Source organism: Geodermatophilus obscurus (genome assembly GCF_900143215.1).
Lineage (GTDB): Bacteria > Actinomycetota > Actinomycetes > Mycobacteriales > Geodermatophilaceae > Geodermatophilus > Geodermatophilus obscurus_A.
This window is the reverse complement of record NZ_FRDM01000016.1, coordinates 15837-35471: the sequence shown is the minus strand read 5'-3', so window position 1 is coordinate 35471 and position 19635 is coordinate 15837. Positions and strand designations below refer to the sequence as shown.

At 74.8% G+C, this 19635-nt stretch carries 20 protein-coding genes; 12 read left to right on the top strand and 8 right to left on the bottom strand.

Annotation, left to right across the window (positions count from 1 at the left end; genetic code table 11):
* Nucleotides 1-111 precede the first annotated feature (111 nt).
* Nucleotides 112-624 carry a DinB family protein gene (locus tag BUB17_RS15300; protein ID WP_072919383.1) on the top strand — a complete coding sequence of 171 codons (513 nt, stop codon included), beginning with the start codon at nt 112-114 and terminating at the stop codon, nt 622-624.
* A 134-nt stretch (nt 625-758) separates the two neighbouring features.
* Here the strand turns inward: BUB17_RS15300 and BUB17_RS15295 are convergent, their stop codons facing one another.
* Nucleotides 759-2165: a MocR-like pyridoxine biosynthesis transcription factor PdxR gene (locus tag BUB17_RS15295; RefSeq protein ID WP_208983413.1), complete on the bottom strand. Its 1407-nt coding sequence runs from the start codon at nt 2163-2165 to the stop codon at nt 759-761.
* Between the two features lie 104 nt (nt 2166-2269).
* Here BUB17_RS15295 and BUB17_RS15290 point away from each other — a divergent pair, with 104 nt between their 5' ends.
* The 3 genes from BUB17_RS15290 to BUB17_RS26905 all read left to right on the top strand — a co-directional run bounded on the left by BUB17_RS15290 (nt 2270) and on the right by BUB17_RS26905 (nt 3786).
* On the top strand, nt 2270-2632 hold the full coding sequence (locus BUB17_RS15290; protein WP_072919382.1) for a nuclear transport factor 2 family protein: 363 nt from the start codon (nt 2270-2272) through the stop codon (nt 2630-2632).
* A 552-nt stretch (nt 2633-3184) separates the two neighbouring features.
* On the top strand, nt 3185-3586 hold the full coding sequence (locus tag BUB17_RS15280) for an MmcQ/YjbR family DNA-binding protein (RefSeq protein ID WP_072919381.1): 402 nt from the start codon (nt 3185-3187) through the stop codon (nt 3584-3586).
* Nucleotides 3587-3642: 56 nt separating this feature from the next.
* On the top strand, nt 3643-3786 hold the full coding sequence (locus BUB17_RS26905; RefSeq protein WP_175561381.1) for a hypothetical protein: 144 nt from the start codon (nt 3643-3645) through the stop codon (nt 3784-3786).
* A gap of 29 nt (nt 3787-3815) precedes the next feature.
* Here the strand turns inward: BUB17_RS26905 and BUB17_RS15275 are convergent, their stop codons facing one another.
* Together BUB17_RS15275 and BUB17_RS15270 are read right to left on the bottom strand one after the other, a co-directional pair.
* Nucleotides 3816-4631 (bottom strand): endonuclease/exonuclease/phosphatase family protein, encoded by an 816-nt coding sequence (locus BUB17_RS15275; RefSeq protein WP_072919380.1) that lies wholly within the window; start codon nt 4629-4631, stop codon nt 3816-3818.
* A gap of 82 nt (nt 4632-4713) precedes the next feature.
* Complete coding sequence (locus BUB17_RS15270) at nt 4714-6393, bottom strand: alkaline phosphatase D family protein (protein WP_072919379.1); 1680 nt, start codon at nt 6391-6393, stop codon at nt 4714-4716.
* A gap of 71 nt (nt 6394-6464) precedes the next feature.
* On the opposite strand from BUB17_RS15270, the gene ftsY reads away from it, so the two are divergent.
* Nucleotides 6465-7691 (top strand): signal recognition particle-docking protein FtsY, encoded by a 1227-nt coding sequence (gene ftsY / locus BUB17_RS15265; RefSeq protein WP_072919378.1) that lies wholly within the window; start codon nt 6465-6467, stop codon nt 7689-7691.
* Between the two features lie 133 nt (nt 7692-7824).
* Here the strand turns inward: ftsY and BUB17_RS15260 are convergent, their stop codons facing one another.
* Genes BUB17_RS15260 through BUB17_RS15245 form a run of 5 tightly spaced genes read right to left on the bottom strand, consistent with a single transcriptional unit; the run spans nt 7825 to nt 10814 of the window.
* Nucleotides 7825-8223, bottom strand: coding sequence for a beta-eliminating lyase-related protein (locus tag BUB17_RS15260; protein WP_072919377.1), 399 nt, complete (start codon nt 8221-8223; stop codon nt 7825-7827).
* A 3-nt stretch (nt 8224-8226) separates the two neighbouring features.
* Complete coding sequence (locus BUB17_RS15255) at nt 8227-9009, bottom strand: energy-coupling factor ABC transporter ATP-binding protein (RefSeq protein WP_072919376.1); 783 nt, start codon at nt 9007-9009, stop codon at nt 8227-8229.
* Nucleotides 9006-9788, bottom strand: a complete 783-nt coding sequence (gene cbiQ / locus BUB17_RS15250) for a cobalt ECF transporter T component CbiQ (RefSeq protein ID WP_072919375.1) — start codon at nt 9786-9788, stop codon at nt 9006-9008. The genes BUB17_RS15255 and cbiQ overlap by 4 nt, the downstream gene beginning before the upstream one ends.
* A gap of 1 nt (nt 9789) precedes the next feature.
* Nucleotides 9790-10116, bottom strand: coding sequence for a PDGLE domain-containing protein (locus BUB17_RS26900; protein ID WP_175561380.1), 327 nt, complete (start codon nt 10114-10116; stop codon nt 9790-9792).
* The gene (locus BUB17_RS15245) at nt 10113-10814 is read right to left on the bottom strand and encodes an energy-coupling factor ABC transporter permease (protein WP_175561379.1); all 702 of its coding nucleotides are present in this window, start codon (nt 10812-10814) and stop codon (nt 10113-10115) included. The genes BUB17_RS26900 and BUB17_RS15245 overlap by 4 nt, the downstream gene beginning before the upstream one ends.
* Nucleotides 10815-11156: 342 nt before the next feature.
* Here BUB17_RS15245 and BUB17_RS15240 point away from each other — a divergent pair, with 342 nt between their 5' ends.
* The 7 genes from BUB17_RS15240 to BUB17_RS15210 all read left to right on the top strand — a co-directional run bounded on the left by BUB17_RS15240 (nt 11157) and on the right by BUB17_RS15210 (nt 19516).
* On the top strand, nt 11157-12557 hold the full coding sequence (locus BUB17_RS15240) for an ammonium transporter (RefSeq protein WP_072919374.1): 1401 nt from the start codon (nt 11157-11159) through the stop codon (nt 12555-12557).
* A complete protein-coding gene (locus tag BUB17_RS15235) occupies nt 12554-12892 on the top strand; it encodes a P-II family nitrogen regulator (RefSeq protein WP_012950005.1) in 339 nt (112 codons plus the stop codon). Before BUB17_RS15240 ends, BUB17_RS15235 begins: the two co-directional genes overlap by 4 nt.
* 143 nt (nt 12893-13035) lie before the next feature.
* Nucleotides 13036-15411, top strand: coding sequence for a [protein-PII] uridylyltransferase (locus BUB17_RS15230; protein WP_072919373.1), 2376 nt, complete (start codon nt 13036-13038; stop codon nt 15409-15411).
* A gap of 89 nt (nt 15412-15500) precedes the next feature.
* Complete coding sequence (locus BUB17_RS15225) at nt 15501-15719, top strand: hypothetical protein (RefSeq protein WP_072919372.1); 219 nt, start codon at nt 15501-15503, stop codon at nt 15717-15719.
* A 278-nt stretch (nt 15720-15997) separates the two neighbouring features.
* Nucleotides 15998-17599 (top strand): signal recognition particle protein, encoded by a 1602-nt coding sequence (ffh, locus tag BUB17_RS15220; protein WP_072919371.1) that lies wholly within the window; start codon nt 15998-16000, stop codon nt 17597-17599.
* A complete protein-coding gene (locus BUB17_RS15215; protein ID WP_244277242.1) occupies nt 17596-18690 on the top strand; it encodes an amidohydrolase family protein in 1095 nt (364 codons plus the stop codon). Before ffh ends, BUB17_RS15215 begins: the two co-directional genes overlap by 4 nt.
* Nucleotides 18691-18967: 277 nt before the next feature.
* The gene (locus BUB17_RS15210; RefSeq protein ID WP_072919370.1) at nt 18968-19516 is read left to right on the top strand and encodes a hypothetical protein; all 549 of its coding nucleotides are present in this window, start codon (nt 18968-18970) and stop codon (nt 19514-19516) included.
* The last annotated feature ends 119 nt before the right edge of the window (nt 19517-19635 follow it).

The window sequence follows — 19635 nt, the reverse complement described above, 5'->3', positions numbered from 1 at the left end:
CCACCCCTGTCCGCTGATGACGGTGGACACGTGCCTCGGGCCCGTCCCTGGAGGCGCTCCAGGACCAGGACCGGGAGCCGAGCCCGCTGACGGGGCTGGAACGATCCCGCCATGACGACGACCGAACGTGCCATGCCCCCGCTGCAGGCCGACGAGCGCACCACGCTGGAGAGTTGGCTCGACTTCTACCGGGCCACGCTGGCCACCAAGTGCGACGGTCTCACCGACGACCAGCTGCGGACCGTCTCGGTGCCACCGTCACCGCTGACGCTGCTCGGGCTCGTGCAGCACATGGCCGAGGTGGAGCGGAACTGGTTCCGCCGGGTCCTGCTGGGCGAGCGGGTGGCCCCCGTCTTCGACCCCGACGCCGACCCCGACGGCCCCGATGGCGGGTTCGACCTGAGGGAGGACGTCAGCGTCGAGAAGGCCCGGGCGACGTGGGAGAGCGAGGTCGCGCAGGCCCGGGCGAACTGTGCCGGACGCGAACTGGACCAGACCAGTTCCTTCATGGGCGGCCAGGTGACCCTGCGGTGGATCTACAACCACATGATCGCCGAGTACGCCCGTCACGCCGGTCACGCCGATCTCCTCCGGGAACGCATCGACGGCGCCACCGGCGTCTGAGTGTGCTGTCGGACCTGACGCCGGTCGACCCTGGACACGGGCTCGAGGTCTGTCGGAAGTAGCACCTATGGCGGTGCGTGGTGGCCTCCGAGCCGGTGGCACATCCCATGCGCACGGCTGTCCGGGGCAGCGGCTCATCGCCCGTCAGCGAGACCCGCCACGGCGACGGCCAGGCGGCGAACCCCCTCCTCGATGACTCGCTCGCCGAGGTCGGCGTAGCCGAACAGCAGTCCTGCGGGGCCTGGCGCGGTGAGCCGGTACGGCGAGACGCCGGAGATGCCGACGCCGCCTCGTCGCGCCGCATCGACGAGGGCGTCCTCCTCCCAGGAATCGGGCAGCCAGGCGACCAGGTGGGTGCCGGCCGCCGCTCCAACGGGGCGCAGCTGGGGGAGGTGGTCGCCCAGAGCGGACAAGAGGGTGTCGCGGCGGCGGCGATACACCGGGCGCATCCGGCGTAGGTGGCGATCGAACTCGCCGTGGGTGAGGAAGTCGCTGAAGGTGAGTTGGTCGAAGGCCGACGATCCGCGGTCCGCGCCGATCTTCGCCGCCGCGACGGCGTGACGCAGCCGCTCCGGCACGACGAGCCAGCCGAGCCGGATGCCCGGCGCGAGGGTCTTGCTGGCGGTCCCGGCGTAGACGACGAGGTCGGGAGCCAGCCCCTGCATCGCCCCGACGGGCGCCCGGTCGTAGCGGTACTCGGCGTCGTAGTCGTCCTCGATGATCAGGGCGTCCCGATCCCTGGCCCACCGGAGCACGGCCGCCCGCGCCTCGGGGCTGAGCACCCCGCCGATCGGCCACTGGTGCGAGGGCGTGAGGACGAGGACGTCCGCCCGAGTGCGCTCGAGAGCGTCGATCCGGATGCCGTCCTCGTCGACCGGGATGCCGACGACCTGCATGCCCGCAGCAGCCGCGGATGGGCGCACGTCGTCGTTCGAGGACGGGTCCTCGACGGCGAGGCGCCCTGCGCCGGCCGCGGCCAGCACGTGCACCAGCAGCGAGATGCCCTGGGCGTAGCCCGTGCAGATCACGACGTCGTCCGGGTGGGCTGAGGTGCCCCGCACGCGGTTGAGGTACTCGGCGAGCGCGGCGCGCAGCTCCGGCAGCCCGCTGCCGGTCTGGTAGTTGAACCTGTCGTGCGGGGCCTCCGTGAGCACCCGGCGGAAGGAGCGCAGCCACGCCGCCCGCGGGAAACCCGCCACGTCGGCGCGCCCGTAGCGGAAGTCGACGACCGGCCGCGCCGGCGCCGGCGCGGAGCGGTCCGCCGACCGAGGCGCAGGGCCGGCCGCCACCTGCGTGTAACCGCCGGACCGGCTGACGAGGTAGCCCTCGGCGACGAGCTGCTCGTAGGCCTCGACCACCACCCCGCGGGAGACGCCGAGCTCGGCGGCGAGGGTGCGCGTCGGCGGGAGGGAGCTGCCAGTGGCGAGCCGGCCGGTCCGGATGCCCTCGCGGATCGACGCCTCGATCTGCCGGTGCAGCACACGGCCGTTGCCGCGCTGCACGTCGACCAGGAGGTCGGCTGCGGAGTGGGAGTTGACCACGCGTTTGGTCCTCCTCGCCAGCGTCCGATCGGACCATGGATCCACCCTGGGTGTGGGTCACGCTCTCTGCATCCCCTGCCGAGCACTCGACGAGAGGACCCGCCATGACCACGCTCCGCGAGACCGCCGAGGCATTCTCCGGCCACCGCTTCCGGGACGCCTACGCCGCCCTGCCTCCCGACATCCGCTGGACCCGGATCGGCCAGCGCGTCGTCACCGGCCGGCAGTCCGTGGTCGACGCGTGCGAGGCCACGCTGGCCGAACTGGCGACGACGACGATCGAGTTCACCCGCTTCGTCGTGGTCGCCGACGACAACGCCGCTGCCGTGGACGTCATCGGCCGGTACGTGGACGCGGACGGCACGACGAGCGTGGTGTCCTCTTGCGACGTCTATGAGTTCCGGGACGGGATGGTCACGGCCATCACCTCCTACGCCGTCGAGCTCGATCCGGCGACGCAGGGTTGACGGCAGGCAGCCCACACCACGGAGCGCCGTGGCCCGTGGCCGCGGGTTCTGGCGTGCCTCCCGGGACGGCGGCCGGTTGCCTCCTGACAGCCCCCTGTGCTCTCGGCCCGAACCCACGGCAGCTCCTGGCGCCGCCGGGCCAGCTCGTCACTCCGCCGAGTCAGCTGCTCCTCCTCCGCCGAGAGCTCGAGCCGTCGAGTTCACCACTCATCGCGGGTCCCACTCTGTGCGGCACCAGCGACACCTCCCTCCCGTGAGGCGCTGGTCATCCCTCCGGAGGCCGAGAGCCCTCGTCGGGGTAGACCGTTGCGACCCCACGCAGCACTGGTCCGAGGCAGCACGCGGACCGTCCTCGCTGCCCCTGCCCTCGACGATCTCGTCGGCGCGGCCGGACGCCGCAGCCCATCGCCCGCGTGGCACGGGCCTCAGTGCGGCACGTCCCCCAGCGTGGCCCGCGAGCGGATCCTCCACTCCCGCTGGCGTCGCCCCGGCCTCGGCCATCCGAGCCCGAGCGCTGCCCACTCCGACGGTGGCGAGCAGCACACTGCTGCGATGGCCACCTGGGACGACGTCCGCCGCCTCGTCGCGGCGCTGCCCGACACCGACGAGCACGCCTCCTACGGTGGGTGCCCGTCCTGGCGGGTGCACGGGAAGGCGTTCGTGTGGGACCGCCCGCTGCGGTCGGCCGATCGCCGGGCTCTCGCCGAGGCAGCGCCGGATGAGACCGAGCCGCTGCTCGGCATCCGCGTGGCCGACGAGGGCGTCAAGGCCGCGCTGATCGCCGGTGCCCCCGACGTCTTCCTCACCACCCCGCACTTCGACGGCTACCCCGTCGTGCTGGCCCGGCTCGAGCGGATCCCCGTGGACGAACTCGTAGAACTGGTCGAGGACGCATGGAGGTCGCGAGCGCCCAAGCGGCTGCTGGCCGAGCTCGACAGCCGCCCGGGCTCGTGAACGTCTGAGGTGCGTCGTACGCGCGGCCGGTCAGCGAGGAACGCCAGCTGCTCAGCGTGCTCGAGAGCGTGGTCAGGTGCGACGACACCACGACCGTCCGCCGCGACGCAGTCCGCGACACGACCGGACTCCTCCTCGACGACCAAGAGCCCGGTCTCGCTCGCGTGATCAGCGACGCCATCGAACTCGTCGCCCTGTGAACGGACTGCCGTCGCGAGCTCGGCCGAGCTCAGACCCCCGACCGGACCTCGAGGTCGACGACCAGCGGCAGGTGGTCGGAGGCGCCGGCGCCGTCGAGGACGTGCGCGCGGGTCACGCCGACCCCGGGGGAGACCCACACCTGGTCGATCCGCCGGTGCGGACGCCGGGCCGGGTGCGTCCCGCCGCGCCGGGCCTGCCAGAACCGCCAGCCGGCCCGGTCCTCGCGGTCGGGTGCCAGCTCCCAGGCGTCGGTGAAGCGCCCGGTCAGCGGGGCCAGCTCAGGGGCCCGGGGATCGGCGTTGAAGTCCCCGACGAGGACGCCGGTCTCCATCGACTCGGTGTGCAGCTGCGCGATCGCGGCGATCTGCTCGGCGCGCTCCTCGGGCGAGCGGGTGGAGAGGTGGGTGGTCGTCACCCACAGCGCGGCGCCGTCGAGCTCGACCATGGTCCGCAGCGCGCTGCGCGGCTCGCCTCCGCCGGGCAGCGGGTGCACGTCGCTGACCAGGATGGGCAACCGGGACAGCAGCGCGTTGCCGTACTGGCGGCGCAGCCCCTCCTCCCGGCGCGGCTCGTCGATCGCCGGGCCCCAGGCCAGTTGCATGTCCAGCGCCCGGGACAGCAGCAGGGCCTGGTCGACGTCCTCGCTGCGCCCGCCGAAGTACCGGTCCACCTCCTGCAGGCAGATGAGGTCGGCGTCCGCGGCCGCGAGCACCGTGGCGAGCCGGGGCAGGTCGTGGCGGCCGTCGTCCCCGACGCCGTGGTGGGTGTTGTAGGTGACCAGCCGGACCGGGACCGGCGGCTGGTCGGGGCCGGGAGCGGGCCTCGTGCCCAGGGGGTCGCTCACGAATCCTCCTCGCTGGCGCTCGTCGGCTCCGTTCGCGGGCGCTGCTGTGCCCATGGTCAGCTCGCAAGCTCGCTCGCCTGCGTCAGCCTGTCACCTCCGCGGGGACCGGGTTCGACAGCGGCAGGTCGACGACCAGCCGCAGCCGCTCCTGGCCCTCGTCGTCCCGGTCGGTGACGAACAGCCGGAACGAGGCGTCGCGGTCGTGCAGCACCAGCTCGCCGAGCTGGTTCCCGAAGTAGGGCCCCGCCAGCTTGGTCCAGTCCAGCTCGGACGGACGCACACGGGCGAGCCGGGACAGCCCCGTCGTCAGCCGCCGGGCCCACTGGCTCCAGCCGATCCGGAAGCCGACCTTGATCGGGTGCGGCGCCTGGTTGTGCAGCGGGGACACGGTCAGCTGGTGCACCCGGGTGCTCAGGTCGGCGGGCTGCACCAGCTCGGCGGCGTAGGCGTGGTGGACGTCGCCGGAGAGCACCAGCGCGGTCGCCGGCGCCCGGCCCTGCTCGCCCCGGGCCAGCCCGACGAGGGCACGGCCCAGCCGCTCGAAGGAGTCGCCGAAGGCGGCCCAGTGCTCCAGGTCGGCGGCCTGCCGCAGCTGCTCGGAGACCCAGCCCAGCGGACGGCGCAGGTGCCGCCGGACGAGCGTCTCGTTCCACCGCTCCACCTGGTGGATGGCGTGCGGCAGCAGCCAGGGGAGCGAGGTGCCCAGCACCAGGTGCTCGACCCCCTCGTCGACGGCGCGGCGCATCGCCGCCTCCACCCAGGCGAACTCGTCCTCGTCGAGCATCCCGCGGGCGGACTCCTCCAGCACCCGGCCGGCGCGGCTGTCGATCATGATCATCCGCGCCTCGCCCCAGTGCCGCACGTAGCTCCAGCGGACCGAGCGGGGGTCGCGGTCGGCGGCCTCGGCCATGGCCTGCAGCACCGGCTCGGCGTCGTCCCGGTGCTCCTGCACCGCCCGCCAGGTCTCGTCGTCGGCCAGCTCCTGCGGGCTGAGGTTGCCCAGGTGCTGGTAGACCCAATAGCTGACCAGGCCCCCGCAGATCCGGCGGGTCCACCAGTCCTGCCCGGTCACCTTGCGGCGCCAGGCGGCGGAGGTGTTCCAGTCGTCGATCATCTCGTGGTCGTCGAAGATCATCGACGACGGCACGGTCGACAGCAGCCAGCGCACCTGGGGGTCGCTCCAGGACTCGGCGTAGAGCCGGGTGTACTCCTCGAAGTCGTCGACCTGGGCGTCCTGCGGGGTCGGTCGCTGCCGGCGCAGGGAGAGCCACTGGCGGGTCGCGTGGGTGAGCTCGTCGGCGTAGACCTGGTCGCCGAGCAGCACCAGCGCGTCGGGCCAGGTGTCCTCGGGCTGGCCGGTCAGCCGCGCGGCGTAGGTGTCCAGCGCGTCGGGCGGGATGCCCTCGTCGGCGTCGACGGTGCTCGGGGTGGCGTAGCGGCAGGAGCCGAAGGCGATGGTGAACGGCCCGGGCCGGCCGGGCGTCCGGATGCGGATGGGCGGGAAGGTGGACGAGGCCTCCGGCCACACCTGCTCGCCGTCCAGGCGCACCTCGTAGGGCGTGGTGCTGCCCGGCTCCAGCCCCTCGACGACGACCAGGGCGTAGTGGTGGCCGCTCACGGCGAAGGTGCGGGCGCGGCGGCCGAGCACCTCCACCTCGCACGGCCGGTCGGTCTCCACCCACACGGTGGCCGACACCGGGTCGACGTGCCGCAGCAGGGGACCGAGGAGGAGGACCGGGTTCTCCCGGCCGGGCAGCGGCATGCCGCCCAGGGTGGCTCACTCGCGAGGGTTCCGCACGGACCTGCGTCACGGGTGCTGGGAGACTGAGGGCCATGGAGTTCGTGCTGATCGCGATCGCGATCCTGCTCGTCGGGCTGGTCCTCGGGGTCAGCCTGCTCGTCGGTCGCGGCCGGCGGACCACCCGGCTGGACGACGACGCCGCCACCGGCACCACGCTCACCCGGCCGCGCCCGCCGACACCGGAGACGAAGGCGCCGCCACGGCCGTCGGGGGCGACGGCCAGCGGGATGGGGACGACGGCCGAGCCGGACGCCGTCTCGCCGGAGGCGCCACCGGACGTCGTGCTCCCACCGGCCGAGCCCGAGCCGGGCCTGGTCTTCGAAACCCCGCCGCCCTCGGCCGGCCGGCTGGTGCGGCTGCGGTCGCGACTGGCCCGCTCGCAGTCGAACCTGGGGCGCGGCCTGCTCACCGTGCTCGCCCGCGAGCGGCTCACCGAGGACGACTGGGAGGAGGTCGAGGACACCCTGCTCGCGGCCGACGTCGGCGTGGCCGCCACCCAGCAGATCGTCGACCGGCTGCGCACCCAGTCGTTGGTGCTGGCCACCGCGTCCGGCCCGGAGCTGCGCCGGCTGCTGGTCCGGGAGCTCACCGCCGTCCTCGGTCCCGACCTCGACCGCTCGCTGGGCGTGGACCGGCACGACGGCCGGCCGGGGATCGCCCTGGTCGTCGGCGTCAACGGCGCCGGCAAGACCACGACGGTCGGCAAGATCGCCCGCGTCCTGGTGGGCGACGGCAAGAGCGTCGTCCTGGGGGCCGCCGACACCTTCCGCGCCGCCGCGGCCGACCAGCTGGAGACCTGGGGCGAGCGGGTCGGCGTCCTCACCGTGCGCGGCCGGGAGGGAGCGGATCCGGCGTCGGTCGCCTTCGACGCGGCGCGCACCGGGATCGAGGGCGAGGTCGACACCGTCGTGATCGACACCGCCGGCCGGCTGCACACCAAGGGCGGCCTGATGGACGAGCTCGGCAAGATCAAGCGGGTCGTCGAGAAGGTGGCGCCGGTGACCGAGGTGCTGCTGGTCCTCGACGCGACGACCGGCCAGAACGGCGTCGTGCAGGCCCGGGTGTTCACCGAGGCGGTGACCGTCACCGGCGTCGTCCTCACCAAGCTCGACGGCACCGCCAAGGGCGGCATCGTCGTCTCCGTGCAGCGCGAGCTCGGCATCCCGGTCAAGCTCGTCGGGCTGGGGGAGGGCGCCGACGACCTGGCGCCCTTCGAGCCCGAGGCGTTCGCCGAGGCGCTGGTCGGCGGAGCCGACTGAGGAAGGACCCCCACGCCTCGAGGAAGGACCCCCTGCCCCTCGCCGCTCGCAGGCTCGCGGCGGGACCCTGCAGGGGGCCGGCGGGGCCCGGGAAAGGCCTGCGGGGTCCTGCAGCGGGCCGGTCGACGCCGGGTCAACGTCCGAGTGCCGCCACCGCGGTGCGCACCTCGTCGTCGCGGAGCGCCATCGTCGCGTCGCCGACGGACAGGCCGTGCAGCCGCTCGGGCGCCTGCTCCTCGTGCCGGGCCAGGTGGGACTCGGGGTGGGGCAGCACGGTGCGCCGTCCGCGCCGGTCGGCGTGCACCCGCAGCACCGCCTGCTGGGCCATCACGCCGCTGGGCAGGTACACGGCCGCCGGCAGGCCGAGCACCCCGGCCACCTCCGCCTCCAGGTCGGCGACCACGCCACCCTCGCCGTAGCGGTCCAGCGCCGTGTCCGCCGGGACGGTGGCCAGCAGGTCGCCCGCCCGCTCGCCGTGGCTGCTCAGGAACCGGTCGCAGGAGGCGCGCAGCGCGACCAGGTCGTCGTCCACCGGTCAGTCCCGTCGGGCCGGAGCCCGGTCGGGCACGGTGCGCGGGTCGAACCCGTAGGGCAGCTCCAGCCGGTGACGGGCGAGCAGCTCGGCGTCGGCGAGCAGCTCCCGGGTCGACCCGTCGGCCACCACGACCCCGCCGTCCAGGACCACCGAACGCGGGCACAGCTGCACCGCGTAGGGCAGGTCGTGGGTCACCATCAGCACCGTCACCGGCAGCGACTCGAGCACCTCGGCCAGCTCCCGCCGTCCGGCGGGGTCGAGGTTGGAGGACGGCTCGTCGAGCACCAGGACCTCCGGGTGCATCGACAGCACCGTCGCGACGGCGACCCGCCGCCGCTGGCCGAAGGACAGGTGGTGCGGCGGCCGGTCGGCGGCCCCGGTCATGCCGACCTGCGCCAGCGCGGCGGCCACCCGCGCCTGCACCTCGGGCTCGGGCAGGCCGAGGTTGCGCGGGCCGAACGCGACGTCCTCGCCGACGGTAGGCATGAACAGCTGGTCGTCGGGGTCCTGGAAGACGATGCCCACCCGCCGCCGGACCTCCTGCAGGTTCCGCCGGTCGACCGGCAGGCCGGCCACGTGCACGCTGCCGCGCCCGCCGGTCAGGATGCCGTTGAGGTGCAGCACCAGCGTGGTCTTGCCCGCGCCGTTGGGGCCCAGCAGTGCCACCCGTTCGCCCCGCTCGACGCGCAGGTCGACGCCGTAGAGCGCCTGGTGCCCGTCGGGGTAGGCGAAGGCGAGGTCCTCGACGAGGAGCGAGGGCGCCTCGCAGTCGGCGGTGGTCACCCGAGGAGGAGACCCGTCACCAGGACGGCGGCCGCGCCCAGCGGGAGGAGGAGGGCGGTCAGCCACGCCCGCACGGGCACCGGCGCGACCGGTCCGCCCGGCATCCGGCCGGTGTAGCCGCGGGACAGCATCGCCAGGTGCACCCGCTCCCCGCGCTCGTAGGAGCGGATGAACAGCGACCCCGCGGCCGGGCCGAGCACTCGCAGCGCACCGAGGTTGCGACCCCGGAACCCACGGGACTCCCGCGCCACGCGCATCCGCTGCAGCTCGCCGCCGACGACGTCGGCGTACCGGATCATGAACATCAGGATCTGCACGAGCAGCGAGGGCAGCCGCAGCCGCTCGAGTCCGGCCAGCAGCGCCCGGGGTTCGGTGCTGGCGGAGAGGACGACGGCGGCGAGCACCGACAGCGTCGCCTTGGCCAGCAGCCCGCCGGCGGCGACCAGACCGCTCTGGGAGACCGCGATGCCGGCGACCTCCACCCGTGGCCCCTGCGCCACGAAGGGCAGCAACAGGGCGAACAGCACGAAGGGGACCTCGATCGCGAGCCCCCGGACCAGCCGGGCCGGTCCCACGCCGGCGACCGCGGCGGCGAGCAGCACCAGCGCCAGGTACCCGCCGTAGGCCGGCCACGACCAGGCGGCGTGCACGGGGGTGGCCACCACGACCAGCGCGAAGCCGAGGACGGCGACGAGCTTCAGATGCGGCTCCAGCCGGTGCACCGGGCTGTCCCCGGCGAGGTACGCGGCCCCCAGGACGCCGCCGTGCACCGCCGCCACGTCAGTCCTCCGCGGTCGCGGCGTCCCGGCTGCGGTGGCGCAGCAGCAGCGCGAGGCCCCCGGCGAGCAGCAGGGTCACCAGGACGCCGACGACACCGGCCAGCCCACCGGAGAGCCGCTCGGAGCCGACGCCGGAGACGCCGTAGTCGGCCAGCGGCGAGGCCGCGGCCGCGCTGTCCTCGGCGGTGTCGAGGAAGCCGGCCTGCTCGGCGGCCCACTCCAGCCCGTCGGGGGCGGCGCTGGCGTACCAGCTGACGACCCCGGCGACGACGAGGGCGACGGCCAGGCCGACGACCCAGAGGTTGCGGCCGCGCCTCGCCGTGCTCACCGGGCACCCGCCGGCACCGAGGTGGGCCGCTCGGCCAGCAGCGTGGCCCGGCGCAGCGCCCGGGCGCCGTGGACGAGGTCGGGCCGCACGGCGAGGACCGCACCGACCACCGCGACGGTGATGGCCGCTTCGCCGAGCCCGATGAGCACGTGCACACCGCCCATGGCCGCGGCCACCGTGCCGACCGCCACGTCGGCGACCCCGCCGACCGCGAACAGCCCGGCGAACGCCAGCGCCGCCACCGGCACCGAGACGAAGGCCGCCGTGCCGGCCGCGGCCAGCACGCCGCCGCGCGTCGTCGGCAGCACCGCCGCGAGCAGGCGGAACACCGCCCAGCCCACCGCGATCGCGACCAGGCCGAGCAGGGTCACGTTGGTGCCGAGCGCCGTCAGCCCGCCGTCGGCGAACAACAGGGCCTGCACCACGAGCACGACGGTCATGCAGAGCACCGCCGTCCACGGGCCCACCAGGACGGCGGCGAGCACCCCACCCATCAGGTGCCCGCTGGTGCCCGCGCCGACCGGGAAGTTGACCATCTGCACGGCGAAGACGAAGGCGGCGGTCAAGCCGGCCAGGGGAGCGGTGCGCTCGTCGAGCTCGCGCCGGGCGCCGCGCAGCGCCAGGGCCACACCGCCGGCGGCCACGGCCGCCGTGGCGACGGACGTCGGGGCGTCGAGGAACCCGTCGGGAACGTGCACGCTGCCTCCTCCGGGGGGCTGTCCTGCCTGGTGCGGCGGACGACTGGAGCCGACCTTATTGCAGCCTTCTCGCAGTTGCACATTCCTTGCAACAAGGCGCCACGGGCTCCTCGGGAGCGCGACGCAACACGGCCGGAACACGGGACCCGGACACGCGGGCGGGAGTTCACCACCCGGAAACAGTGGCGCGCCGGTCGCCGAAACGTGCCGACGGCACGGTGATCGCCACGCCCCCCTCCGCGGAGGGGGGACGGTCAGCCCCGGCCCGGGCGTCCCCGACGCCCGGCCCCGCTCCGTGGCCGGCGTCCGACGCCGGCCACACCGATCCGTCAGGAGGTTGCCGTGGACACCGGCGACACCGCATGGGTCCTGGCCAGCGCCGCCCTGGTGCTGTTCATGACCCCCGGGCTGGCGCTCTTCTACGGCGGCATGGTCCGCGCGAAGAGCGTCCTCAACATGATGATGATGAGCTTCGGCGCGCTCGCCCTGATCAGCGTGCTGTGGGTGCTCTACGGCTACTCGATGGCCTTCGGCGACGACATCGGCGGCGGGCTGCTGGGGAACCCGCTGGAGCTCGCCGGGCTCTCCCCGCTGCTGGGCACCAGCGGTCTGGACGGCGGCTTCCAGCCCGAGAGCCTGGTCTTCACGGTGCCCTCGATGGCCTTCGTCGCCTTCCAGGCGATGTTCGCCGTCCTCACCGTCGCGCTCATCTCCGGCGCCATCGCCGACCGGGCCCGGTTCGGCCCGTGGATGGTCTTCGCCGGCGTCTGGGCCACGCTGGTCTACTTCCCGGTCGCGCACTGGGTCTTCGCCTTCGACGGCGCGGAGTCCGAGACCGGCGGCTGGATCGCCAACGACCTGCTGGCCATCGACTTCGCCGGCGGCACCGCGGTGCACATCAACGCCGGCGCGGCGGGCCTGGCGCTGGCCCTGGTGCTCGGCAAGCGGCGCGGCTTCGGCCGCGACCCGATGCGGCCGCACAACCTGCCGCTGGTGATGATCGGCGCCGGCATCCTGTGGTTCGGGTGGTTCGGCTTCAACGCCGGCTCCGCGCTGGCCGCCAACGGGCAGGCCGCCGAGGTCTTCGTGACCACGCTGGTCGCCACGGGCGCCGCCACCCTGGGCTGGCTGCTGATCGAGAAGCTGCGCGACGGCCACGCCACCTCGCTGGGCGCCGCCTCCGGCGTCGTCGCCGGCCTGGTCGCCATCACCCCGGCCTGCTCCTCGGTGACCCCGGTCGGCGCTGTCCTCGTCGGGTTCGTCGCCGGCATCGTCTGCGCCCTGGCCGTCGGCCTGAAGTACCGCCTGGGCTACGACGACTCGCTGGACGTCGTCGGGGTGCACCTCGTCGGCGGCATCTGGGGCACCCTGGCGGTGGGCCTGCTCGCCTCCGCGTCCACCACGGCCGGCGTCGACGGTCTCCTCTACGGCGGCGGCGTCGACCAGCTGTGGCGGCAGGCGGTGGGCGCCGGTGTGGTGCTCGGCTACTCCTTCGTCCTCACCCTGGGGATCGGCTTCGTGATCCACAAGGCCATGCGCTTCCGCGTCGCCGAGGAGGACGAGGTCACCGGCATCGACTCCGTCGTGCACGCCGAGACCGGCTACGACCTCGACTCCCTCGGCGGCGGCAGCGGACGCGGCTCCGCGACACTGGGCACCCAGGCGCACGCCATGCCGCAGGACCCGGCGGGTACCAACGAGGCCCGGGGCATGACCGTCACCACCGAAGGGAGCCGGGCGTGAAGCTCGTCACCGCCATCGTCAAGCCGTTCAAGCTCGACGACGTCAAGAACGCCCTCGAGCTGATCGGCATCGCCGGGCTCACCGTCAGCGAGGTCCAGGGCTTCGGCCGGCAGCGGGGCCACACCGAGGTCTACCGCGGAGCGGAGTACCAGGTGGACTTCGTGCCGAAGGTGCGCATCGAGGTCGTGGTCGGCGAGATCGAGGCCGCCCGCGTCGTCGACGCCATCGTCGAGGCCGCCTCGACCGGCCAGATCGGCGACGGCAAGGTCTGGGTGACCACGATCGACGAGATCGTGCGCGTCCGCACCGGCGAGCGCGGGGCCGACGCGCTCTGAGACCCGGCCCCCTGCAGGGGCCCGCGGCGAGCTCGCGAGCCGTGGGGGCAGGGGGTCCTTCAACGGCCGGGGTGGCGGGTCGAGCACCTGCCGCCCCGGCCGACGCCGTTCCACCGGAGTTCTCGAAGGAGCGAGGGGGAGACGTGCTGGACACCGGGTCGCTGCCCGCACTGCCGCGGGCCGAGCGCAGCGAGGTGCTCGACACCTGGCTCGCCGGCCTCCTGGACGAGGCGGTCGCGGGCACCCCGCCACCGCGGTCGCGACGAGGTGGTCCGCCACCGCGCACCGGCCCCGACGGCGTCGCGCTGGTGGCGGTGGGCAGCCTGGGCCGCCGGGAGCCGCCGCCGCACGGTGACCTCGACCTGGTCCTCGTCCACGAGGGGCGCCCGGAGATCGCCGCCCTCGCCGACGCCGTCTGGTACCCGATCTGGGACGCCGGGCTGCGCCTGGACCACTCGGTGCGCACGGTGCCCGAGGCGGTCGGCGTCGCCTCCACCGACGTCAAGGCCGGGCTGGGGCTCCTCGACGTCCGCTTCGTCGCCGGGGACGCCGGGCTCGCCGCCGCGCTGCGCACCGCCACCCTCGGCAGCTGGCGGCAGTCGGCGTCCCGGCTGCTGCCCCAGCTGCGCGACCTGCGCCGCGGCCGCGCCCGGCAGGTCGGCGAGCTGGCCTTCCTCCTCGAGCCCGACCTCAAGGAGGCCTACGGCGCTCTCCGGGAGGGCCAGGTGCTGCGTGCGGTCGCGGCCGCGCAGCTGGCCGACGAGCCGAGCGCCGAGGTCGAGCAGGCCTACGCGTTCCTGCTCGACGTCCGCGACGAGCTGCGCCGGCGCGCGGGCCGGCCGTCGGACGTGCTGGTCCGGCAGGAGCAGCGCCCGGTCGCCGTCGCGCTCGGCCTGCCCGACGAGGACGCGCTGCTGCGCGAGGTGAGCCTGGCGGGGCGCCGGCTGGCCTTCGTCGCCGACGAGACGTGGCGGCGGGTGGAGGCCGCGCTGGTCCGCCGCCCCCGCGGCCGCTACCGCCGGGTGCACCGGGAGCCGCTGGCCGAGGGCGTCGTCCGCCAGGGCGACGAGGTGGTGCTGGCCCGTGATGCGCGCCCGGCCGCCGACCCCGGCCTGGTGCTGCGCGGCGCGGCCGCCGCGGCGCGGGAGGACCTGCTGCTGTCCCCGTACACGCTCAAGGTGCTGGCCGTGCACTCCCCGCCGGTGCCCGAACCGTGGCCCGCGGAGGTGCGCTGGTCGTTCCTGCGGCTGCTGGCCAGCGGCCGGGCCGCGGTGGCGGTGCTCGAGCAGCTGGACCAGGAGGGGCTGCTGTCCCGGCTCCTCCCGGAGTGGGACCGGATCCGCTCGCTGCCGCAGCGCCACCCCTGGCACCGGTTCACCGTCGACCGGCACCTGGTCGAGGCCGCCACGGCCGCCGCCGAGCTCACCCGGGACGTCGACCGGCCCGACCTGCTGCTGGTCGGCGCGCTGCTGCACGACATCGGCAAGGGCTGGCCCGGCGACCACAGCGAGGTCGGCGAGCCGATCGCGGCGCGGATCGCCACCCGGATGGGCTTCTCCGCGGCCGACGTCGCCACGCTGGCCGCGATGGTGCGTCACCACCTCCTGCTGCCCGACACGGCCACCCGGCGCGACATCGACGACCCGGCCACCATCGACCGGGTGGCCGCGACCATCGGCTCCGACCCCGCGCTGCTGCAGCTGCTGCACGCCCTGGCCCAGGCCGACGGCGCCGCGACCAGTTCCTCGGCGTGGTCGCCGTGGAAGGCGCACCTGGTCGCCGCGCTGGTCGCCCGCGTGCAGGCGCGGCTGGGCGGCACCCCGGTGCCGGAGCCCGAGCCGGTCCTGCACCCGGGGCAGCCGCAGGTCAGCACGGAGGCTCCGGCCGACGCGGCCGGGGGCATCTCCGTCGGCGTGCAGGACGTCGCCGACGGCCAGCAGGTGACCATCGTCGGCCCCGACCGGCACGGCCTGTTCAGCCAGCTGGCCGGGGTGCTGGCGCTCAACCAGCTCGACGTGCGCGCGGCCAAGGTCAACGTCGTGGGGGACCGGGCCACGGCGGTCTTCGCCGTCCGGCCGCGGTTCGGGCGGGCGCCGGTGGCCTCGATCCTGGCTGACGCCGTGCGGGCGGCCCTGGAGGGCACGCTGCCGCTGGCCGAGCGGCTCCGGCAGCGGGAGGCCGACTACCGGCAGGACGCCGCCCGGGCGACGCCGCCGCGGATCTCCTGGCACAACGGCGAGGTGACCGGCGACGCGACCGGGATCGTCGAGGTCCGGGCGGGGGACCGGGCCGGGCTGCTCTACCGGCTGACCGCGGCGCTGGCGACCGAGGGCCTGGACGTCACGTCGGCGCGGATCGAGACCCTCGGCGCCGACGCCGCCGACCACTTCTACGTCTGCAACCCCTCCGGGGAGCCGATCGGCAGCGAGCAGCGGTCCCGGGTGGAGACCGCGCTGGGCGCCGCCGTCCGCGGTGCGGTGCCCGACCCGGTGGCCGGCCGGGGGAACACGCCAGGCTGAGGTCCGCGGTCCTGTCGTACCCCCGTGCCACCGTCGCGGGAGCAGCGGGACGGAACGGTCCCGGCACCGACCGCAGGGAGGTCCTCCGCATGACCGGTCAGTCCTTCGAGGCCGCCGCAGCCGAGGGCAGGGTGTGGGCCTGCCCGTCCTGCGACGGGGACCGGGAGTTCGTCCAGCCGCCGTGCGTCGACGGGCACACCGAGGACGGCGGCGAGTGCCCCGAGTGGGCCTGCGCCGACTGCGGGACGGCGGTGTTCTCGGCCGCCCCGCTGGCCGCCGCGGCCCTGCCCGTCCGCCGCGCCGCTTAGGAGAAGGGGCCCGTCCTCCGCACCCTTCGCGAGCTCAGGGCGGTGCACGAGACGGGCCCCACGGGACCCTGCAGGGTGGCCGTTCCGGCACGTCACCGGGCTCGTGGCGGGGGGCCCTGTACGGGGCCGGCCGGTCGATGCCACCGTTTTCCGGCTCGCGCTCGTTAGGCTGGAGCAGAGGTGGCGCGACGGCCCCGGGGCTCCCCGGACGCCGGAGGCCGAGCAGCCGGTCGGAGCGGCCGGCCGGCCGCGCCCGCGAGAACTGCTGAGGACGTGCTGTGTTCGAGACCCTCTCCGACCGCCTGGACAAGGTCTTCAGCGGCCTGCGCGGCAAGGGCCGGCTCACCGAGGCCGACATCGACGCGACCGCGCGGGAGATCCGCATCGCGCTGCTCGAGGCCGACGTCGCCCTGCCGGTGGTCCGGACCTTCATCGCCGCAGTCAAGGAGCGGGCGCGCGGCGCCGAGGTCTCCCAGGCGCTGAACCCGGCACAGCAGGTCATCAAGATCGTCAACGAGGAGCTCATCGAGATCCTCGGCGGGGAGACCCGGCGGCTGCGCTACGCCAAGCAGTCGCCCACCGTGATCATGCTCGCCGGTCTGCAGGGCGCCGGTAAGACGACCCTGGCCGGCAAGCTCGGCCGCTGGCTCAAGGCGCAGGGCCACACGCCGCTGCTGGTGGCCGCCGACCTGCAGCGGCCCAACGCGGTCAACCAGCTCTCGATCGTCGCCGGGCAGGCGGGGGTCGACGTCTACGCGCCCGAGCCCGGCAACGGCGTCGGCGACCCCATCCGCGTCGCCGCGGACTCCATCGAGCACGCCCGGCGCACGATGCACGACGTCGTCGTGGTCGACACCGCCGGCCGGCTGGGCATCGACGCCGAGCTGATGGCGCAGGCCGCCGGCATCCGCGACGTCGTCCAGCCCGACGAGACGCTGTTCGTCGTCGACGCGATGATCGGTCAGGACGCCGTCACCACCGCCGAGGCCTTCCGCGACGGTGTCGGTTTCACCGGCGTCGTCCTCACCAAGCTCGACGGTGACGCCCGCGGTGGTGCGGCGCTCTCGGTGCGCCACGTGACCGGCCAGCCGATCATGTTCGCCTCCACCGGCGAGAAGCTCACCGACTTCGACGTCTTCCACCCCGAGCGGATGGCCTCGCGCATCCTCGGGATGGGCGACGTCCTCACCCTGATCGAGCAGGCCGAGCAGGCGTTCGACGCCGAGCAGGCCGAGAAGATGGCCGGCAAGCTCGTCAGCCGCGAGGGCTTCACCCTCGAGGACTTCCTCGAGCAGATGATGGCCATCCGCAAGATGGGCCCGATCGCCAACCTGCTCGGCATGCTGCCCGGCGCCGGGCAGATGAAGGAGCAGCTCAAGCAGGTCGACGACCGCGACCTGGACCGCACCGCGGCGATCATCCGCTCGATGACGCCGGAGGAGCGGGTCAACTCCAAGATCATCAACTCGTCGCGGCGGGTGCGCATCGCCAACGGCTCGGGCGTCACCGTCACCGAGGTCAACCAGTTGCTGGAGCGCTTCGCCCAGGCCCAGAAGATGATGGGCCAGATGGCCGGCAGCATGGGTCTGCCCGGCATGGGCCCCATGTCGAAGAAGGCCCGCGGGCGGCAGATGCAGGCCCAGTCCAAGAAGGGCAAGAAGGGCAAGGGGAAGGGGGGCGCCGCCAAGCGGGGTGGCGGCCCCGCCCGCCGTCCCCCGGGCGCCCCGGCGCTGCCGCCGGGTGCCGGCAACCCCTTCGGCGGGGGCTTCCCGGGCGGCGGGATGCCCGGCGGGATGCCCGGTCTGCCCCCGGGGCAGGGCCTGCCCGACCTCACCAAGCTGAACTTCGACCAGCCCGGGGACGAGCGGCCGTCCCGGTGAGCGGGCGGGCGGGGCAGCCGGCACTGCACCTGGCAGGCGTCGTGCTGCCCGAGGGGGAGCACCGCGACCTGTGGATCCGCGACGGCCGGCTCACCTTCGAGCCGGTCCCGGGCGCGGAGACCGTCAGCCGCGGTGGCTGGCTGGTGCCCGGCCTGGTCGACGCGCACTGCCACGTCGGCATCGGCCGCGGCGGCGTGCCGGTCGAGGACCTCGCCGGCCTGCGCGCGCAGGCGCTGACCGAGCGCGCCGCGGGTGTGCTGGCGCTGCGGGACTGCGGCTCCCCGGTCGACACCCGGGCCCTGGACGACGAGCCGGACCTGCCGACGATCGTCCGCGCCGGTCGGCACATCGCCCGCGCCCGCCGCTACATCCCCGGGCTGGCCACCGAGATCGAGCCGGACGCGCTGGTCGAGCAGGTCCGCGCGCAGGCCCGCCGCGGCGACGGCTGGGTGAAGCTGGTGGGGGACTGGATCGACCGCGGCGTGGGCGACCTCGCGCCCGAGTGGCCGGCCGACGTCCTCGCGGACGCGATGGCCGCCGCGCACGAGGAGGGGGCCCGGGTCACCGCGCACACCTTCGGCACCGACGCGCTGCCCGACCTCATCGGCGCGGGCATCGACTGCATCGAGCACGGCACCGGCCTGACCGAGGAGCTCATCGGGCAGATGGCCGGCCGTGGCACCGCTGTCGTCCCGACGCTGGTCAACGTCGAGAACTTCCCCGACTTCGCGGCGGCGGGGGAGAAGAAGTTCCCGAACTACGCGAGCACGATACGGCGGCTGCACGCCTCCTCCGGTGCCGTCGTCCGGGCGGCGTTCGAGGCCGGGGTGCCGGTGTTCGCCGGCACGGACGCCGGGGGCGGCATCGACCACGGCCGGATCGCCGACGAGGTGCGCGCGCTGCACTCGGCCGGGATCCCGGCCGAGGCCGCACTGGCCGCGGCCTCGTGGTCGGCTCGGTCCTGGCTCGGGCTGCCGTGCATGGAGGAGGGGGCGCCCGCCGACGTCGTCGTCTACGACGCCGACCCGCGCGCCGACCTCGACACCCTCGCCCGTCCCCGGCACATCGTGCTGCGCGGTCGGGTCGTCTAGGCCGAGGGGGTCCGAGCTCCAGCGTGACCTCGGTGCGGCCCGGGGCGGAAGCCAGCAGCAGCCCGCCGCCGGAGCCCCCGCGGTCCGCCGGGCGATGTCGAGGCCCGGGCCGGTCGACCCGCCGCCGCTGTGCCCCAGTGCCACGGCGGCGTCATGCGCTGATCGAAACGCCCCCCGGCCGGCAGGACGTGTCCCCAAGTCGGGGGGATGAGCACGGGGACCGCGCTCGTCAGTCTCTTGGCGTGAGCTCGACCGACGCGGCGGGAGCGTCTGCGGCATGACGCGAACCGTCGCACTCGCAGCCCTCTGGACCGCCTCGGCGGCGTCGGTCGTCGGGCTCGGCTTCCTCGCCGTGTCGCTCGTCGACGCCGAGACCTCGCCGGGGACCCGGCCGATCGCGGCCACCGAGTCGGTGTCCACCGCTGACGACGCCGGCCTGCCTGTCCCGGCGTCGCAGCCACCGACCGCGGCGCCGCCCTCCGGTGAGTACGCCACGGTCGGGGGCACGGTCTTCGCCTCCTGCGACGGCGGGATCCTGCAGGTGGCGGCTGCCCCCGCGACCGGCTGGTGGGTCGACGACCAGGACCAGCACGGGGAGGTCGAGCTCGAGAGCGCCACCCGGGAGATCGAGGTGCACGTCGCCTGCGCCGACGGCGTGCCCCTGTTCCGCGACGAGGGCGTGCGGGCCGACGACAACCGGCCCGAGGACGCCGGCTCGTCGTCGCCCACCCCGAACGTCGACGACTCGACCGGCCGGGTCGGCGGTGGTTCCGGCTCCGACGACCCGCCCGGCGACGACAACGGCGGCGACCGCGACGACGACTGACCGCTGCTCGTCCTCCAGACCCGCTGCCGGGCTCGGTGCTCCCCGCACCGAGCCCGGCGGTGTGCCCTCCGCCGTCGCGGCAAACCCAGCGGCGGCTCAGCGGGCCCGCCTGCGAGACT

Excerpts from the sequence above, each read along its gene's own strand:
- BUB17_RS15300 (WP_072919383.1), top strand. The coding sequence starts at position 112 with ATGACGACGACCGAACGTGCCATGCCCCCGCTGCAGGCCGACGAGCGC.
- BUB17_RS15290 (WP_072919382.1), top strand. The coding sequence starts at position 2,270 with ATGACCACGCTCCGCGAGACCGCCGAGGCATTCTCCGGCCACCGCTTC.
- BUB17_RS15280 (WP_072919381.1), top strand. The coding sequence starts at position 3,185 with ATGGCCACCTGGGACGACGTCCGCCGCCTCGTCGCGGCGCTGCCCGAC.
- BUB17_RS15270 (WP_072919379.1), bottom strand. The coding sequence starts at position 6,393 with ATGCCGCTGCCCGGCCGGGAGAACCCGGTCCTCCTCCTCGGTCCCCTG.
- ftsY (WP_072919378.1), top strand. The coding sequence starts at position 6,465 with ATGGAGTTCGTGCTGATCGCGATCGCGATCCTGCTCGTCGGGCTGGTC.
- BUB17_RS15225 (WP_072919372.1), top strand. The coding sequence starts at position 15,501 with ATGACCGGTCAGTCCTTCGAGGCCGCCGCAGCCGAGGGCAGGGTGTGG.
- BUB17_RS15210 (WP_072919370.1), top strand. The coding sequence starts at position 18,968 with ATGACGCGAACCGTCGCACTCGCAGCCCTCTGGACCGCCTCGGCGGCG.